At 65.7% G+C, this 16,348-nt stretch carries 16 protein-coding genes and 1 pseudogene; 8 read left to right on the forward strand and 9 right to left on the reverse strand.

Annotated elements, in window-relative coordinates; genetic code table 11:
* Positions 1-145: 145 nt before the first annotated feature.
* Together ACZ4TW_RS22495 and ACZ4TW_RS22500 are read right to left on the reverse strand one after the other, a co-directional pair.
* Positions 146-1,441 (reverse strand): aromatic ring-hydroxylating oxygenase subunit alpha, encoded by a 1,296-nt coding sequence (locus tag ACZ4TW_RS22495; RefSeq protein ID WP_465546566.1) that lies wholly within the window; start codon positions 1,439-1,441, stop codon positions 146-148.
* Between the two features lie 187 nt (positions 1,442-1,628).
* Complete coding sequence (locus ACZ4TW_RS22500) at positions 1,629-2,159, reverse strand: nuclear transport factor 2 family protein (protein WP_465546568.1); 531 nt, start codon at positions 2,157-2,159, stop codon at positions 1,629-1,631.
* Between the two features lie 463 nt (positions 2,160-2,622).
* Between ACZ4TW_RS22500 and ACZ4TW_RS22505 the strand changes: the two genes are divergently transcribed.
* On the forward strand, positions 2,623-3,183 hold the full coding sequence (locus ACZ4TW_RS22505) for an ATP-grasp domain-containing protein (RefSeq protein ID WP_465546570.1): 561 nt from the start codon (positions 2,623-2,625) through the stop codon (positions 3,181-3,183).
* A gap of 39 nt (positions 3,184-3,222) precedes the next feature.
* Here the strand turns inward: ACZ4TW_RS22505 and ACZ4TW_RS22510 are convergent, their stop codons facing one another.
* From ACZ4TW_RS22510 to ACZ4TW_RS22530, 5 genes are all read right to left on the reverse strand, one after another.
* Positions 3,223-4,056: an SDR family NAD(P)-dependent oxidoreductase gene (locus ACZ4TW_RS22510; RefSeq protein WP_465546572.1), complete on the reverse strand. Its 834-nt coding sequence runs from the start codon at positions 4,054-4,056 to the stop codon at positions 3,223-3,225.
* A gap of 74 nt (positions 4,057-4,130) precedes the next feature.
* On the reverse strand, positions 4,131-4,436 hold the full coding sequence (locus tag ACZ4TW_RS22515; RefSeq protein WP_465546575.1) for an EthD family reductase: 306 nt from the start codon (positions 4,434-4,436) through the stop codon (positions 4,131-4,133).
* Between the two features lie 7 nt (positions 4,437-4,443).
* A complete protein-coding gene (acmB, locus tag ACZ4TW_RS22520; RefSeq protein WP_465546577.1) occupies positions 4,444-5,652 on the reverse strand; it encodes a methyl acetate hydrolase AcmB in 1,209 nt (402 codons plus the stop codon).
* A 36-nt stretch (positions 5,653-5,688) separates the two neighbouring features.
* Positions 5,689-7,005: a flavin-containing monooxygenase gene (locus tag ACZ4TW_RS22525; protein WP_465546579.1), complete on the reverse strand. Its 1,317-nt coding sequence runs from the start codon at positions 7,003-7,005 to the stop codon at positions 5,689-5,691.
* Positions 6,924-7,289 (reverse strand): NAD(P)-binding protein, encoded by a 366-nt coding sequence (locus ACZ4TW_RS22530; protein ID WP_465546581.1) that lies wholly within the window; start codon positions 7,287-7,289, stop codon positions 6,924-6,926. Before ACZ4TW_RS22530 ends, ACZ4TW_RS22525 begins: the two co-directional genes overlap by 82 nt.
* 79 nt (positions 7,290-7,368) lie before the next feature.
* Between ACZ4TW_RS22530 and ACZ4TW_RS22535 the strand changes: the two genes are divergently transcribed.
* The 5 genes from ACZ4TW_RS22535 (at position 7,369) to ACZ4TW_RS22555 (ending at position 12,175) form a co-directional block, all read left to right on the forward strand.
* Positions 7,369-7,497 carry a hypothetical protein gene (locus ACZ4TW_RS22535; protein WP_465546583.1) on the forward strand — a complete coding sequence of 43 codons (129 nt, stop codon included), beginning with the start codon at positions 7,369-7,371 and terminating at the stop codon, positions 7,495-7,497.
* Positions 7,498-7,730: 233 nt separating this feature from the next.
* Positions 7,731-9,593 carry a sigma-54-dependent Fis family transcriptional regulator gene (locus ACZ4TW_RS22540; protein WP_465546585.1) on the forward strand — a complete coding sequence of 621 codons (1,863 nt, stop codon included), beginning with the start codon at positions 7,731-7,733 and terminating at the stop codon, positions 9,591-9,593.
* 40 nt (positions 9,594-9,633) lie between these two features.
* Positions 9,634-10,824, forward strand: coding sequence for a CynX/NimT family MFS transporter (locus ACZ4TW_RS22545; RefSeq protein ID WP_465546587.1), 1,191 nt, complete (start codon positions 9,634-9,636; stop codon positions 10,822-10,824).
* On the forward strand, positions 10,821-11,456 hold the full coding sequence (locus tag ACZ4TW_RS22550) for a DUF1345 domain-containing protein (protein WP_465546589.1): 636 nt from the start codon (positions 10,821-10,823) through the stop codon (positions 11,454-11,456). The genes ACZ4TW_RS22545 and ACZ4TW_RS22550 overlap by 4 nt, the downstream gene beginning before the upstream one ends.
* A 62-nt stretch (positions 11,457-11,518) precedes the next feature.
* Positions 11,519-12,175 carry a DsbA family oxidoreductase gene (locus ACZ4TW_RS22555; protein WP_465546591.1) on the forward strand — a complete coding sequence of 219 codons (657 nt, stop codon included), beginning with the start codon at positions 11,519-11,521 and terminating at the stop codon, positions 12,173-12,175.
* On the opposite strand, the pseudogene ACZ4TW_RS22560 reads toward ACZ4TW_RS22555, so the two are convergent.
* Positions 12,163-12,414, reverse strand: a pseudogene (locus ACZ4TW_RS22560) (hotdog family protein); the annotation flags it as partial. The gene ACZ4TW_RS22555 and the pseudogene ACZ4TW_RS22560 sit on opposite strands and share 13 nt — an antisense overlap.
* Before the next feature lie 236 nt (positions 12,415-12,650).
* Between ACZ4TW_RS22560 and ACZ4TW_RS22565 the strand changes: the two are divergent.
* Positions 12,651-13,313, forward strand: coding sequence for a TetR/AcrR family transcriptional regulator (locus tag ACZ4TW_RS22565; protein ID WP_465546593.1), 663 nt, complete (start codon positions 12,651-12,653; stop codon positions 13,311-13,313).
* 166 nt (positions 13,314-13,479) lie between these two features.
* Here the strand turns inward: ACZ4TW_RS22565 and ACZ4TW_RS22570 are convergent, their stop codons facing one another.
* Positions 13,480-15,066 (reverse strand): GMC oxidoreductase, encoded by a 1,587-nt coding sequence (locus tag ACZ4TW_RS22570; protein WP_465546595.1) that lies wholly within the window; start codon positions 15,064-15,066, stop codon positions 13,480-13,482.
* Between the two features lie 142 nt (positions 15,067-15,208).
* Here ACZ4TW_RS22570 and ACZ4TW_RS22575 point away from each other — a divergent pair, with 142 nt between their 5' ends.
* Positions 15,209-16,324: a metallophosphoesterase gene (locus ACZ4TW_RS22575; protein ID WP_465546597.1), complete on the forward strand. Its 1,116-nt coding sequence runs from the start codon at positions 15,209-15,211 to the stop codon at positions 16,322-16,324.
* Positions 16,325-16,348 lie beyond the last annotated feature (24 nt).

A 16,348-nucleotide genomic window follows, 5' to 3' on the forward strand; every position in this document is an offset into this window, starting at 1 on the left:
GTAAACGACCGACGAGCCCTGGACATGTAGACATCCTTCCAGCAGGACCCTTCGTCCCGCTATCTCAGGTGTCCACTCAAACTGGGGAGGCTCAGTGGCCCAGGCACCTGGCTTCGGTTTGCGAGCGGCGGTCGCCACGGTGGCCTCAGACATCGCTCATCATCTCCTTCCACTTGGCGTAGGCGGACCGCATGCCGGTCTCGTCGGTGACATGCGAGGTGGGCCAACCCTGTTCGGGCTTCTCGCGACCGATGCCGCGGTTGACCATGATCGGTAGGTCGGGGCCACCGACAGCGCCGCGCTGGACACGGTCCCAGCCCTCGGCGTCGTCGGGCGTGCCGAAGCCGAACGGCCCCTGAAAATGCTCGTGAACGCGCAGTCGCTGACGATTGACCGGGTCGACGATCTCCGCCGGCCCGTCAAGGCCGAGCGCGACATGCTCGATGTAGGTTTCGTCAACCGAGATCGGGCGCAGTACACGGAAGAACGAGATCGACATCGACACATTCGGGAACAGGTTGAGATTGAATCCGGTTCCGTGCATCGCGCGGACGACCTTACGAACCTCCGTGTCCGACAGTCCCCGTGACTTGAGTTCCGCGACAAGATCATTGAAGTGTTCCTGCAGCGGCTCGGTGCCGTCGTCGTCGTCGAGGTCGGAGTGTTCGGGAACCATCTGCATCACCGAGTGACCATTCCCAAGGTCGTGGGTGGTGGCGGCTGGGTCGTTCATGAAGCTCATCATGTCCGCGGTCTCGGCGTCGACCGAGGCCATCCAGGACCGATGCACGATCGGAAAATGGTAGCCGTCGGTGGTGTTCTCCAACTGGATCTTCCAGTTGCCGTGGAACTTGAACCGATGCGTACCGAGCACCTTGAGCGGGTATCCGCCGCCCTGCTTGAAGAACCGGTCGATCCACATCCGGGCGTCACCGAGGAACTCTTCGAGGCTTTCAGCGTTCTCGTCGAAGTTGGCGAAGACCATTCCGCCGTAGGATTCGGTGCGGACCTTGCGCAGCCCCATGCCCTCCTTGGTCATCACTCCCTCGTAGCCCTCCGGATAAGGGATGCCTCGGAGCTTGCCCTCCAGGCTGTATGACCACGCGTGGTAGGGGCAGGTAAACCCGTTGGCCTTGCCGGTCCGCTGTTCGCACACGCTCGCTCCGCGGTGCCGGCACCGATTGAGCAATGTGTGGATGTTGCCCTTACGGTCACGGGTGACGATGACCGGTTGACGGCCGACATGGGTGCTCTTGAAGTTGCCGGCCTCGGGGATCTCACTCTCGTGGGCGACCCAGATCCAGGTGCGTTCGAAGATGTCGGACATCTCGCGCTCGAAGATCTCCGGATCGGTGTACATCCGGCCGGCAACCCGATCCGCTTGAACCAGATCGGACGGCGCCAGGTCGTAGATGTTGTCGGGGGTGAACTCGATGGTCATTGCGTACTCCAAGGGTGTTCGGGGCTGGTCGATGACTCGGACCGGGTACCGCGATCGACAGGCTGAGATCGATTGCTGCTTGCCAGTCACTCTAGAAGCGCCCACCGGCGCGCGAAATCAGCAATGGCCCCCCGCCAGGTACGGGATTCCTTTACCGTCAAGCGCAATCCGGCTGCGCCAGAATCGATCAGGGAGCCATCAGCACCGACGTCGACGGGAACGCGTCGGCAAACGTGCTCGGTAAGGGCGCCACAAACACATTCTCGGTGCGTGTGCGCGCGATCAACCACTGCCCGTCGACTCGACGGAACGCATTGTTGAGCCGACTGGACCGGAGCAGTGCGGTGCCGTCGCCGAACAGCCACGGCTGCATATGGATCCACTGGGCCGTTGCCTCATCTCCGGTGACATGAATCTGTTCGGCGGTCAGGTAGTGCGCATTCAACAACAGTTCGGGATCACGCTTCTCACCCCAGAACCGTTGGAAGTGTTGCCGCAGAGCCTGTTTGCCCTCGAGTCGGCCGAACTGGTTGGTGTAGTACTCCCCCACACCCTCCCAGACCGCATCCTCGGTGTAGAGCTCAAGGATCAACTCGATCCGCTCGTCGTCGTTGGTGACACCAAACTCGGGGCATGGTGTGTCGCAAAGAAACATGTAGCGGGACTGCAGACGACGGATGTCGGCCTCGGCCTCCAACACGTCGATGCGTGCAACCAACTGAGCAACCGTAGGCGTCCTCGACATTCAACTCTCCTTCACGTCTCGGGCACGACCAGTACGGTCGTCCGTTGCGTCGGACGTTACGGACGAGATGATTTCAGCGGAATTGGAGAAAGCCTTAGAGCCCCCGCGAGATCCTGACTCAGAGGCCCTTCGAGGACGAGGAATCAGTCCGCACGTGTCAGGGGCTCGTGCGTGTCGCTGTAGTTGAGCCTGGGCGGCTCAGGTCGCCAGGCCCAGCATTCAGAGCACGGCACCCAGGTACGCCACCAGTAGGCACCTCCATCACAAACCGGTCGGTTCGGATGGGCGCAGACCGGCATTCATACTGATGAGGTGGCACCCACTCGCAACGCACGGCCGGGCGGACGAACTGCACGTACCCGCACCGCGGTACTCCGATGAACCGTGGCTCGTCCAGGAGTACCTGCGCGGCGTCGACCGCTGCAGTTGGAGCGTCGTGCACCACGGCGACGTCGTCCTGCATTCGTGTTACGAGCATCCCCTCACCATCGACGACCGGGGTGGCATCGTCTTCGAGTCGGTCGACTCCCCCGAATCCCTGGAGACCGCGCAACGTGTTGCCGCGGAACTGAACTGGCACGGTCAGCTCAGCTTCGACTATCTCGTCACCGACGACGGCATACATCACATGGTCGAGTGCAATCCACGTCCGACGGCGGGTTGCACGGTCGCCACCGCCGCGGAGTTCGACACCGCACTGTTCGCGCCGCAGGGCTTGGTCGTCGTCCCGCCGGGGCGGAAGAAGGCGATCAAGGCTGCGGTGCTGCGCGACATCGTGCGCCATCCGGGCAAGGCACTTGCCGATCTCAAGGCCGCGCACGGTGCCGGCGGTGTCTACATTCAGCCGGGCGATCCGCTACCGCTGCTCTACTCGGCGCTGTCGCTGCAGCATGTGCTGCACTATCGCAAGGAACTCGGCATCGACCGCAACACACGCGAGGAACTCATGGCCGCACAGTTTTTCGACGTGTCATGGGATGGGACTCCGATCGCATAGCCGGTTCTGCCGAGCCGGATCCGATCCCATCGGCGTGCCTCACCCGATGCCGACCAACCGCTCCGACGCCTGCCACAATCCGTCGATCAGGTCCTGCTTGCTCGCCTGCGGATTCTCCCGTCCGTTCTCTGTGAATCGGCTGAAGTACACCCCGTTGATGGCCGGGTCCGCACCCCGCCGCGCCAACGCCACGAGTGGTGCCGCACCCTTCTCGGGCGTGATGGTGCCCAACCGTTTGAGCGGTGTGCGGTACAGCAAACCGACGAACCGGGAGTCCCGGCCGAACTTCGTCGCAGCCGGTCCGGGATGCACTGCGGCCGAGACTATTCCATCGTCGGACCAGCGTTGCGCGATACCGCGGGTGAACAGGATGTCCTGCAGCTTGCCGGTGCCGTAGCAGCGCAACTCCAACGCACGACGCCGCTCGAAGTCCAGATCATCGAGATCGACGCTGCCCGCCAGGTTGCCGATGCTCGACGTATTCACCACCAGCGCACCACCGTTCGCCGCGAGCTTCTCGCGCAGCAGATTGGTCAGCAGGAAGCCGCCGAGGTGATTGATCTGGAAGTTTGGCTCGTGCCCGTCGGCCGTGCGCTTCTTCGGGTTGAAGGTACCGCCGGCATTGTTCAGCAACACGTCGATCGACTCCACCCGCCCGGCGATCTGATCCGCCAACGCACGTACGTCGTCGAGTGTCGCGTAGTCCGCGGTGAAGTAGGTTGCGCCGACCTCGTCGGCGACCGCCTTGGTCTTGCTCGCCGAGCGCCCGACGATGATCAGGTCGGTATCCGGCCCGGCCAGTTCGCGGGCCGCGACCGCACCGATCCCGTCGCTGGCGCCGGTGATGACGATGGTTCGCTTGGTTGATGTCATACCTCATCATGCGCAGAGTGACCGGTGCATCACAATGCACCGGCCACTCTCCCCGTTCCGGGAACTACCGCGAGCTAGAGCGCTGATTCCTCGTCGACGAGGACGATCGACGCCCCGCCACTCGCGAAGTTCGGCACATCCTGCACGGCTGCACCCATTTCCGCCGATCCCAACGCGGCGGCACGGTCATCGGCGGAGTCGAAGACGAGCCGCGCGAAGTAGTGATGCACCGGCGCCCCTTCGAGTGCCGAACACCGCCCGTGGGTGTACTGCCGCAGGCCGGGTACCTTCGCGGCGAGCGGTGCGTGGGTTTCGCGATAGTAGGACAAGAATGCGGCCGGATCGGCCGGCTCGCCATACAGTACGACGACGCTGTTCATCGGCACATCACTTCCCGAGGGCGTCGTAGAAGGCGGTCTCGAACTCCATGTACTTGACGAACGACGTCGGATCACCGAACGGCAGGATCTGGGTCGCCCAGTAGCCGCCGTACCCGTTGGACCGGTCGATCCAGTAGAAGAGGTTCGCCAGACCCGCCCAGCCGGATTCGCCGGCGGGGCGTCCGGTCGGGGCCTGCTCGTTGTTGATCATGAACGCGAGCGACCACGACTTCGACTGACCGGGGAAGAACTCGGCGTCGTTGGACAGGGCGGTGATCACGCCCGGGAGGCCGGTCACCGGCAGATCACCGAGGTGATTCGCGACGGCCATCTCGACCGTATCCGCCTGCAGCACACGGCCGTTCACACCCTCGCCGTCGTTGAGCCACATGCGGATGAACTTCATGTAGTCACCGACCGTCCCGTAGAGCCCGTGCCCGCCCATGTCGACCTCGGGCGGCGACGGCAGTTCGAGATCCATCGGCGTCAGCGAGCCGTCGGCGTTACGTGCGTGGATCTCGGCGAGCCGTGAGCGCAGCTCGTCATTGAGCGAGAAGGTCATCGACGTGATGCCCAGCGGCGCAAAGATCCGCTCGGCAAACACCTCACCGAGTCGCTTGCCACGCAGTCCCTCCACCACCTGCCCGACCCAGTCGATATTCGAGCCGTACTGCCAGCGCTCACCGGGATCGAACAGCAGCGGAGTGGTCAGCGAGGCCTTCGACGACGTCGTGACACTCGGCTGACCGTGCTCCTCGGCGAGGCGGTTGTACTCCTCGCTGAAGAAGTCGTATCCGAATCCGCCTGTGTGAGTGAGGAGTTGACGTGTGGTGACGTCGGTCTTCGGCGCCCGCAGGATCGGGTTGCCCGCACCGTCGAACCCGTCGAGGACCTGCAGCTCGCCGATCTCCGGTGCATAGTTCTTGGCCGGTGCGTCCAGATCGAGGACGCCTTCTTCGACGAGTTGGAGCGCTGCGGTGGCGGTGAACGCCTTGGTCGTCGAGAAGATCGCGAAGGCGTCGTCGACCGATGCCGCCGCCGTTCCGTCGATGCGACGCTGTCCCGCCGCGCCCTCATAGATGTTGCCGTGCCGGTCGGTGACCATCGCGACGACCTCGGGCACCCTGGCGGGGCCGGTCACCGCGGCGGCGAGGATCGCGTCGGCGGCCGCGGAGAATCCCGCGACGTCGACTCGTGAGCTTGTACTGCTTGTCATGTTCTCGTCCTTCGGTGGAAAGGGTTGGTGGACAGATCAGTGGACGGTGAAGCCCTTGTAGCCGGCCTCGGCTGCTTCCGTTGTGAGATCGCGGTATGCCCCCACACCGCCGACGTAGGAGAGCACTCGGAACGGCTTGCCTTCGACATTGGAGCCGGTGTACCAGGACCGTGTCTTGGAGATCAGGTTCTCGTTCGCGAGTTCGTCGTGGTGGGCCACCCATTCATCCTGACCCGCCAGCGTTGGTTCGATCACCGTTTTGCCGTGATCCCGTACATAGTCGATGGCACCGGTGATCCATTCCGTCTGCTGCTGCAGGCAGGTCGTCATGTTGCACAGCGCCGCCGACGGCGCGAGCGGCGCGCCGGTGGTCAGCAGGTTCGGGTATCCGTGCACCATGAGACCCATCGTCGTGCGGATGTCACGTCCCCAGTCCTCGCGCAGCGTGTGCCCGTCGCGCCCGGTGATGTCGATACGCGTCAAAGCGCCTGTGCCGGCGTCGAATCCGGTGGCCATGATGATCACGTCGAGTTCGTAGAGGGTGCCGTCCTGCAGGACGATGCCCTCGGGCACGATCCGCGCGATCGGATTGTCCTTCACCGGGACCGCCTCGACATTCGGCTGGTGATACACCTCGAGGTAGTTGGTCTCCAGCGGCACCCGGTGAGTGCCGAAACCGTAATCCTCCGGGATGAGGATCTTGCACAGTTCCGGGTCCTTGAGCCGCGCCCGCATCTTCTCCCGGACGAACTCCGACACCTCTTCGCTGACCTGTTCGTCGGAGAAGATCTCGGCGAACGACGCCAACCACAGCTTCAGAGAGCCGTCCTCGTAGCACTCCTCGAGCCGCGCGCGCCGTTGTTCGGGTGTCAGGTCGGCCCATTCCACCTCGAAGTCGTACTCGAATCCGGTGAAGGTGTGCGGCAGGTTCTGCTGGAACTCCTCGAACCGCCCCTTGTACCAATCGACGTTCGAGTCGTCGTAGCTCGGATTCTTCATCGGCAGCGCGTACTGCGGGGTCCGGATGAAGACCTTGAGCTGATCGACCGTGTCGGCGATGGTCTGGATGACCTGGATGCCGGTGGCACCGTTGCCGATGACACCGACCCGCTTGCCGGCCAGGTCCACACCACCCCTTGGCCAGCGCGCGGTGTGCATGATCTCGCCGGCGAAGTCGCTCTGACCGGGGAAGATGTCGGCCATCGGCGCACTCAGCATGCCGGTGCACGCCACCACGAACTGGGTGTCGATGGTCTCGCCGGAGTCGGTGGTCACCAGCCAGCGGTTGGTGTCCTCATCGAAGGTCGCGCTCGCGATGGCGGTGTTGAACCGGATGTCGCGACGCAGGTCCACGCGTCGGCCACGTAGTGCAGCCACTGCTCGATCTCCTCCTGCCCGGGGAACCGTTCGCTCCAACTCCAGTCTTTGTAGAGGTTCTCGTCGAACAGATACTGGTAGATGTAGGCCTCCGAATCGAACTTGGCCCCCGGGTAGCGGTTCCAGTACCAGGTCCCGCCGACGTCCGACGCCGCGTCGAACGCCTTGACGTTCAGCCCCAACTCGCGCAACTGGTGCAGCTGATAGAGCCCGGAGACGCCTGCTCCGATGATGAGGGCGTCCAACTGTGTGTCTGCCATGAGAAATCCTCCGTGTCCGCAACGCATGTGACTGGCATCACTGCGGTCACCAGTGTTGCGGTGTCCCAAGACCTTTGGCGTGTCCCAACTTGGGACAGTCGACGCCGGCGTCACCACCCACACCCTCCCGTTCAGCGAGGTCAGCGAGGCCTTCCGGCTCATGAAGGCCAAGGAGGGCGGCGTCATCAAGCCGTTGATCACGTTCTGAGATCCGCACCGGCTGCGGGGGGGGGGGGGGGGGGGGGGGGGGGAGGGGGGGGGGGGGAGAAAGGAGGGAGGGGGAGGAAGGCAAGGGGGGGGGGCGTCAGAAGTTGGTGGCTCGTTTTCGGAGCTCACCACCGGTTGCGGGGGGTTCCCCGTTTGGGAACCCCCCGCGGGGGTGGAACACGTCCGCGGGACACGGCACCATGGATAACGTGTCCCAGATCACAGGAGGTTTGGATGTCGTTGGCGACAGACCCGAGCAACCGTCACCGACGGGTCGCGGCAGCGCGTGCCGACTTCCTCGAGAACGGGCGCCCCGGCGCGGCCGGGATCTCCGACCTCGTCGCCGCCTCCTGGGAACGCAGCAAGTCGGCAGGCGTTGACGCCGAGCGGGCATCCGCGGATTACTCCGGCACCGTCGACACCGCGTCACGCCTGGTGCGCTGCGCCCGGCCGGTCATCGATCAGCTGGGCTCCGACATCTCGGACACGGCGCTGTCGATCGCACTGACGGACAACAAGGCACGACTCATCGAGCGGATCGACATCTCGTCCGGCCTCGGACGGCTCCTCGATCGCGTCTCCTTCGCACCCGGGTATGCGTACCAGGAGGACACGATCGGAACCAATGGCGTCGGCACCGTCATCGAGTCCGGGCAGGCGGTCTCGGTCGTCGGCCCCGAGCATTACTCCGAGTATCTCCAGCAGTTCGCGTGCACCGCGGCGCCCGTCGTCGACCCGATCACCGGCAAGGTCGAGGGCATCCTCGATGTCTCGACCGTCGCGAAGTCGTGGAGTCCGATCATGCACACGCTGGTGAAGTCGGCGGCCAAGGACATCGCCAACAACCTGCTGCTCGACCGCAGCCAGGCGCAGCAGGTGCTGTTCAACACCTACCTCAAGGCCGACGCCCGCTGCAGCAAGCATGCGGTCTTCGGCTACGCCCGCGCGGTCGTCATGGCCAACGCCGCAGCACAGACACTGTTCAGTCAGGACGAGCAGACAGCCATCCGTGACCACGCGACGTTCCTGATGCAGCGTCGCGACCGTGCCTCGGATACCGTCACGCTGTCATCGGGTCGCGAGGTGCGCATGCACGGCACCCGCATCGTCAGCGCCGGAGTCACCGCGGGCATCGTCGTCATCGCCGAACCCGTTGCACCACAGTCCCTTTCCGACGATCTGCCGAATGATCGGGGATTCGACGACGAAGTACTTCCGGACGTCTCGGTGACCAACGCCCGAACGACGTCGATCGTCACCGATCTGCGCCGCGGTCGACGCACCCCGATCGTCGGGGGTATCTCGCCGGCGTGGGCGCGGGCCTGTCGCGACCTGCGCGCCGCGATGCGCGCCGGCGATCCCACACTCGTCTTCGGCGAGACCGGATCGGGCAGATTCACCCTCGCCGTCGAGTTGTTCCACGCCGATCATCCCCGCGCCCGCAGTGTCTCCATCGACGCCACCCAACTCGAGTCGGGAGTCGACATCGACGCCCCTGCACTGATCGATCAACCCAACGCCCCGACTCTGATCATCATCCGCGACATCGATCAGCTGGGCCCCGACGGCGTGGCCAATCTCGGCAGGGTGCTCGACGCCGCCGAACTGAGTTCCACCCCGGTGTCGGTGGTGGCCACCGTCTGTTCACCCGACGAGATGCACGCATCGGAGGTGCTCTGCTGCTTCCGCGCCTCGGTCGCGGTGCCGCCGCTGCGGCATCGGACCGAGGACCTCGAACACATCATCGGGCGCATCGTCGCCGACGTCGCGCCGCACCGTCACGTCCGGCTGGCGCCGGCCGCGCTGCGGATGATCGCCGCGTACTCCTGGCCCCGCAATGTCACCCAGTTGCGTGAGGCGCTCGGCCACGCCCTCAAGGCGCGACCCGTGGGCGAGATCCAGGTGGACGATCTCCCCCGCTACTGCCAGACCACGGCCAATCACCACCGTCTGTCACCGATCGAGATCGCCGAGCGCGACACACTCATCGCCGCGCTGCAGGCAAACGACGGCAACCGGGTCGCCGCGGCCGCGCACGTCGGCATCTCGCGAAGCAGTCTGTACCGCAAGATCAAGAGCTACGGCATCACTGTGTGACAACCCGACCGTCTCGGCGCCCCGCCTACGATGGGCATCGATGAAAAACACACAGACCGCAACGTACCTCACGGTATTCACCGCGATCTCAATCATGGTGGTAGCAGCCAACTTACGACCCGCCGTCGTCACCGTGGCACCACTGATCGACGAGATCGCCGCCGACGAGCAATTCTCCAGCGCCACAGCGGGTTTGCTCACCACCCTGCCCGTGCTGTTCTTCGGTCTGACCGCTCCGATCGCGCCGCGTCTGGCCGCCCGGTTCGGCATCGAGCGCACCATCTTCGGTTCGCTGATCCTGCTGGTCGGGGCCATGGCGTTGCGGTGGCTGCCGAGCGCGGTGACCCTCTTCGTCGGATCTGCGCTCGTCGGCGCGGCGATCGGCATCTGCAATGTGGTGCTGCCGGCCCTCATCAAGCGCGACTTCGCACACCGCTCCGGACTGCTGACGGGCCTCTACTCCATGACGCTGTCGGGAGGCGCCGCGGTGGCCGCCGGGGTGACGGCCCCGCTCGACGACGCCCTCGGCAACAACTGGCGGCTGACCATCAACTCGTGGATTCTTTTGGCGCTCTTGGCTATTGCGCTGTGGATTCCGCAGCTGTCCCGGATTCGCCCCGAAACGCCGACCTCACCGGGATCACTGTGGCGCAATCGGGTCGCCTGGGCGATCACCGTATTCATGGGGATGCAGTCGTTGATCTTCTACACCTTCTCCGCCTGGCTGCCCGCCTACCTCATGGACGAAGGTTTCACGCGCGCGCAGGCCGGCACGGTGCTGGCCGCGGGGCAGGTCGCCGCGCTGCTATGCTCGCTGATCGTGCCCATCGTGGCGGGGCGCTACCGTGATCAGCGCGCGATCACCTTCGTGGTGATCGGGGTGAACGCCGTCGGCCTGATCGGGTTGCTCACCACCAACTCCTGGTATGCCCTGTGGGCGATGCTCGTCCTCGCCGGGCCCGGATCGTCGATCAGCCTGGCGCTGCTGTTCATGGTGCTGCGCAGCCGGTCGGCCACCCAGACGGGCCAGGTGTCGGGGATGTCGCAGTTCGTCGGGTATGTCGTGGCCGCGCTGGGGCCCATCGCCGTCGGCGCCATCCACGACGCGACACACTCGTGGACCTGGGCGTTCTCCGTCCTCGCCGTCGGATTGGTGCTGCAGGCGGCGTCGACGACGATCGCCGCGCGTGACACCCACATGACGCCCGCGCAGGTAACGTCACCCGCATGACGTTCGTCCCGGTGTCCGGTGCCCGGCGCTTGCTCATCGCGCTCGTGGTGGGCGCGGCGGCCGGTGCACTCGTCGCCGCCCTGCGGGCCGACCCCGGGTACGGGGTCCTCGTCGGCATCGCGGTCACCGGGGCGGTCTTCGTCATCACCGGCTGGCTGGCACTCTGGCCGATGGACGCCGAGACCACCCGCGCCAATGCCGGCCACGAGGATTTCCGGCCGTCGGTCGATGAGCTCGTGCTGGTCGTCGCGGCGCTCTCGGCGCTCTGCGTGATCGTGGCGCTGATCATCGAGGGCGGATCCTCGGCCGGATGGCTGCCCGCGACACTCGCGTTGGCCGGGGTCTTCGCGGCGTGGGGCAGCCTGCATCTGATGTACGCGGTCCGCTACGCCTACCTCTACTTCGACGGCACACCGGGCGGCATCGACTTCAATTCCGATGAGACACCGGCATTCCGGGACTTCTTCTACTTCAGCTATAACCTCGGTATGACGTATCAGGTCTCCGACACCAGCGTCTCGGATTCCCGTATCCGCGCGGTAGCGCTGCGTCACTGCCTGCTCTCCTACGTCTTCGGCGCGGTGATCCTCGCGACCACCATCAACCTGGTCGCGGGGATCGTCACCGGCTAGCCCGCACGCTGCGTCGGTGACGCGTGAACCGGCAGCCGCGCCTGCACCTGTACAAAGGATCCATGAGCATCACCGTCGACATCTGGGCCGATGTCAACTGCCCGTTCTGCTACCTCGGTAAGGCCCGCTTCGCCGAGGCGCTCGCCGCCTTCGACGACGACGTGACCGTCGTGAATCACTCCTTCGAGCTCGATCCGACGATCCCGCCGTCGACGTCGGAGCCGGTCGTCAAATACATCGCCGACAAGTACGGCATCAGTACCCAGCAGGCAGCCGCCAACGAGGAGCGGATCGGGGCGCAGGCCGCCGAGATGGGCCTGCCCTATCAGACCGCCGGCCGCGATTACGGCAGCAGCTTCGACATGCACCGACTGCTGCATCTCGCCGCCGAGCACGACAAGCAGAACCAGTTGCTCGACGCGCTGTATCACGCGAATTTCGGTGACTCGGAACGACTTTTCGGCAACGACGAACGCCTCGCCGCGATCGCGATCGGCATCGGACTCGACGAGGCGACCGTACGACGCACCATCGACGACAAGACCGCCTACGCCGACGACGTCCGCCGCGACGAGCAGCGGGCCACCGAGATCGGCGTCACCGGTGTGCCGTTCTTCGTGTTCGGCGGGAAGTACGCCGTCTCCGGCGCCCAGCCCGTCGAGGTGTTCACGCAGGCATTACGCGCCGCCGTCGACGACCCGGCGCCTCACTCGAAGTAGCGGTACACCGCTTCGACGACAGCGGCCGGTCGATCGTTGCCCTCGAGCTCGATGACGCCGTCGACGGTGACCTGCGCACCACCTTTGGGCAGCTGCTCCACCGACTTGAGCGTCGCCACCAGGCGGATTCGTCCGCCGGCCGGGACGGGGTTGGTGAACCGGACCTTGTTGAGTCCGTAGTTGACGCCCATCGTCACGCTGTCGACGGTGAGGATGTCACCCCACACCGGCACGATCAGCGGTTGGCGGGTTCGGTGGTGGTCATCGGTGATCTCCGTTTCGTATGTGCGGTCGTCTCATATCAACGCTTGATGCCCAGGACGCGCAAGGCATTCTCGAGGAAATCTTCGGCGCCACTTCGGGTTTGATCTCGAGGGTCTCGGCGTCCTCTCGCCGGCGATCCCCCGGAACGACCACTCCGCCGAGTAGTCCCCCGACCAGGGAGAGTCCCCCGACCTAAGGCATCATCAACGGCATGTCCGACGAGCGGAGCGACCAGACAGAGAAGACCCGACGGTTGCTGATGAGCACCGCGGAGCGCTTGTTCGCGGCCGACGGCATCTCCGCGGTATCCAATCGACAGGTGAGTAAAGAAGCCGGTCAGGGCAACAATTACGCCGTCGGACATCACTTCGGCGGACGCCAGGGCCTGCTGGAGGCAATCCTCGACGCACACGATCAGCGGCTTCAGGTACTGCGCACCGCGGCGGTTGATGAGGTGGATGACGCCGCCGAGTTCCGCGACTGGGTGCGGTGCCTGGTGAGTCCTCAGTTCGAGTACATCGCCGAGCTGACCGCGCCGTCGTACTTCGCGCGGTACTGCGCTCAACTCGACGGCGACCCGACCGCCGCTCAGACCCTGTACGTCACGATGGGACGCTCGGCTCCGCTGCTGACCATCCTCGACGGCTTCTACGCATCGCTGCCACCGCTGCCCGACCTGGTGATCACGGTGCGCGACAGCATGACCCGCCACCTGATCATTCAGCAGTTGGCGGATTTCGAGCGCGCACTCGACGATGCGGCCGCGACCGGTTCGGCGGCACCCGGGTGGTGCGAGTATCGAGACATCGTCGTCGACGCGCTCGTCGGACTATGGCTGGCGCCGGTCACCGCCGTCGGCGAACCCGGCTCGTAGCGTCGGCGTCTCGGTGGACGGCAGCACGCTCGTGGCGCTCGACCGCATCGGGTGAATCTGTTCGTTGGACAATCCGCTCTCCGGCTCCCTGCTGTGGAACCGGACGCGCTCCTTCGACGCACCCATCTCGCCGACCGGACTGTTCGCGCCGCCGCTGGGACACTGGTCAGATGACGGTACCCACGTCAGTGGCGACGATCCGATCCAGCGCACGCTCGGCGACCGCCGCGATCGTCATCGACGGGTTGCAGGCCGCGGTGTTGCCCGGCATGATCGCACCGTCGAGCACGTAGAGACCCCGCTGTCCGCGCACTCGCCCGTCGAGGTCGCAGACGATCCCCATCGACGCGCCACCGAGGGCATGCCACGTCGACGGCACCACGGCATTGGTGTCGATGAGCAGGTCGGTGCCGACAACCTTCGAGATGGCCGGATGGATACGGGTGTTCTGCACGACGTGATCTCCCTCGCGCGGCCAGCGGACGATGGCGCGGCCGGTGGGGGCGTCGTAGCCGATGGTGCCGCGTCCGCGACTCGCGCCGAAGCCCACCAGCATGGTGCTGTGCAGATCGGCGCCGGCCAACATCGGCGGGATGGATGCCTGGATGAACGTGTAGGCGAGTTCGGGATCGTCCCAGTTCTTGCTGCCGTAGACGACCGGACCACCCTGCAGCGGACCGAACGCCGGATCGGGTCGTGACCACACGTAGATGCGGTCGGCGTTGGTGCCCCAGTTGCTTCCGATGCCGTCGGGCAGATCGGTGATGGTGCCGCGCTCGCGCGCCCGCAGCAGCAGTTTTGTGGAGTTGACACTACCGGCGGACAGGATCAGCGCCTGCGTCGTCAGGATCTTGCGCTCCACGACGGCGCCGGTCTCGTCGGTGCGGTCGACCTCCACCGTCCAGCGTCCGTCGCCGCGACGTGCGATGGAGGTGACGTTGTGCTGGGTGGCCACCGTGACCCGGCCGGTCGCCTCACCCTGCTTGATGTAGGTGACGTCGACGCTGTGCTTGCCGGCGTTGTTCACGCCCATCGCGCCGTCACCGGAGGTGTAGGCGGCCCGCATCTTGCCCTCGGTCTCGGCGATCGCGTAGCGCCAGTCGATCGGCATGGGAATCTTGCTCAGCGGAAAACCCGCTCGCCGAACACGTTTCGCGAACTCCCGGGCGGCCGCGTAGCGCGGTGTGTTCACCAGCACGTCGGGGGCGACGGCGACCTGCAGCATGCGTGCGACCCGCGGATAGTGCACGCGGTTCATCGTCTGCCAGTCCAGCGCCTCGGGGAAATGCGTGTTGAATACATGCTCGGCGGGCTGCAGCGTCATCCCCTGATACACGAGCGAACCGCCGCCGACGCCGGCCGGGCACAGCGCGGTCATGTTCTCGCCGGCGACCGCCTCGATGAGACCGACGTACGGTTCTACCCTGAGTTCACGACCCAGCAGATTCCCGGTCGACTCATGCCACAGGATGCGTTTGTCCGGCGCGCTCGCCCGCGGGAACGTCGTCGAGTTGGGACCCGCTCGCCACCGGCGGCCGCGTTCGAGGACGAGCACGTCCACCCCGGCCTGCGCCAGACGTAAGGACGCCACGCCGCCACCGAAACCCGATCCGATGATCACCACGCGGTGATCCTCACGGGTGGTGCGGACCCGCGCGGGAGCAGCGCCGGAGGTCGCCGGAACGACGAACTGCGCGGCCGCCGCGGCGGCCGCGGAGACACCCTTGAGGAAGCTGCGCCGAGATGTGGTCATGAAGAAATCCCCCCACGTCGTGTGACGGCATCGGAGACTCCACGCCACTGTGGCCCGCGCCACGACGAAACTAGACACTTGGTCCATCAAGTGCCAAGTGGAGCGGGCAAGGCATCCGCGATGGCTCGTTAGGGTGGAATACGTGACCTCGTTGTTCGCCGGATTCGTCCTGGGCCTCATCACGTTCTGGTTCCACCGGCGTCTGGTCCGCGCCACCGAGATGCCGCGTCCGTGGTCGATCGTCGCCGACGTCGCGCTCATCGTGCTGTGGGCGCTCGCGGTGATCGGCGCGGCGTCGGGCAGTCTGCTCGATCCGCGGTGGGTGCGCCCGGCGGCCTTCGTCGGGATGACGTGGCTCGCGATGGTGTTCTACATCGCGCTCGGCATCACCGTCATCGGGGTGGCCTGCCTGCTGGCACGCCTGCTTCGGCGTCGTCGTCGGCTCGGATGGATCCGCACTGCCACCGCGGCAGTCGTCGTGGTCGCCCTCGCAACGGTCGGTTACGGCCTCACCGAGGCAGCGTCGCCGAGGGTCGTGACGGTGCCCGTCACCCTCGACCGGCTGCCGGCCGGATTCGACGGCGCCCGTGTGGCGGTGCTCTCCGATCTGCATGTGGGACCCGTCCGCGGCGCCGGATTCACCCGCCGCGTCGTCGAACAGACGATTACCCAACAACCCGACCTCATCGTGATCGCGGGTGATCTCACCGACGGCACCGTCGCACTCGCCGGTGACACCCTCGCTCCGCTCGCGGGGCTGTCCGCGCCGCTCGGCGTGTACGGGGTCAGCGGCAATCACGAGTTCTATGCCGACGACGGCGGGCACTGGCTCGACGAATGGGAACGTCACGGGGTGCGCACGCTGCGCAACGAGCGCGTCGAGATCACCCGCAACGGATCGATCATCGACCTCGCCGGCATCCACGACCGCACCGCACCCGCGCCGTATGAACCGGACCTGAGAGCGGCGCTGGCCGGACATGATCCGTCGCGGTTCGTCCTGCTCGCCGCGCATGAACCGAAGCAGGCGATCGAGGCGGCGGATCACGGTGTCGACCTCCAGGTGTCCGGGCATACCCACGGCGGCCAGATGTGGCCGATCCGCTACCTCGTGCCGCTGCAGCAGCCGTCGGTGCAGGGACTCGATCGGGTGGGCGCCACCACGCTCTATACGACGCGCGGCGCCGGGGCGTGGGGTCCGCCGGTGCGGGTCGCGGCGCCTCCGGAGATCACGATCCTGGAGTTGCGCGCGCCCTGACCCGATCGAGACATCCCGTTCCCG

It is taken from the genome of Agromyces sp. NPDC029043, from assembly GCF_055564615.1.

Excerpts from the sequence above, each read along its gene's own strand:
- ACZ4TW_RS22495 (WP_465546566.1), bottom strand. The coding sequence starts at position 1,441 with ATGACCATCGAGTTCACCCCCGACAACATCTACGACCTGGCGCCGTCC.
- ACZ4TW_RS22510 (WP_465546572.1), bottom strand. The coding sequence starts at position 4,056 with ATGACATCAACCAAGCGAACCATCGTCATCACCGGCGCCAGCGACGGG.
- ACZ4TW_RS22515 (WP_465546575.1), bottom strand. The coding sequence starts at position 4,436 with ATGAACAGCGTCGTCGTACTGTATGGCGAGCCGGCCGATCCGGCCGCA.
- acmB (WP_465546577.1), bottom strand. The coding sequence starts at position 5,652 with ATGACAAGCAGTACAAGCTCACGAGTCGACGTCGCGGGATTCTCCGCG.
- ACZ4TW_RS22530 (WP_465546581.1), bottom strand. The coding sequence starts at position 7,289 with ATGGCAGACACACAGTTGGACGCCCTCATCATCGGAGCAGGCGTCTCC.
- ACZ4TW_RS22540 (WP_465546585.1), top strand. The coding sequence starts at position 7,731 with ATGTCGTTGGCGACAGACCCGAGCAACCGTCACCGACGGGTCGCGGCA.
- ACZ4TW_RS22545 (WP_465546587.1), top strand. The coding sequence starts at position 9,634 with ATGAAAAACACACAGACCGCAACGTACCTCACGGTATTCACCGCGATC.
- ACZ4TW_RS22550 (WP_465546589.1), top strand. The coding sequence starts at position 10,821 with ATGACGTTCGTCCCGGTGTCCGGTGCCCGGCGCTTGCTCATCGCGCTC.
- ACZ4TW_RS22555 (WP_465546591.1), top strand. The coding sequence starts at position 11,519 with ATGAGCATCACCGTCGACATCTGGGCCGATGTCAACTGCCCGTTCTGC.
- ACZ4TW_RS22565 (WP_465546593.1), top strand. The coding sequence starts at position 12,651 with ATGTCCGACGAGCGGAGCGACCAGACAGAGAAGACCCGACGGTTGCTG.
- ACZ4TW_RS22570 (WP_465546595.1), bottom strand. The coding sequence starts at position 15,066 with ATGACCACATCTCGGCGCAGCTTCCTCAAGGGTGTCTCCGCGGCCGCC.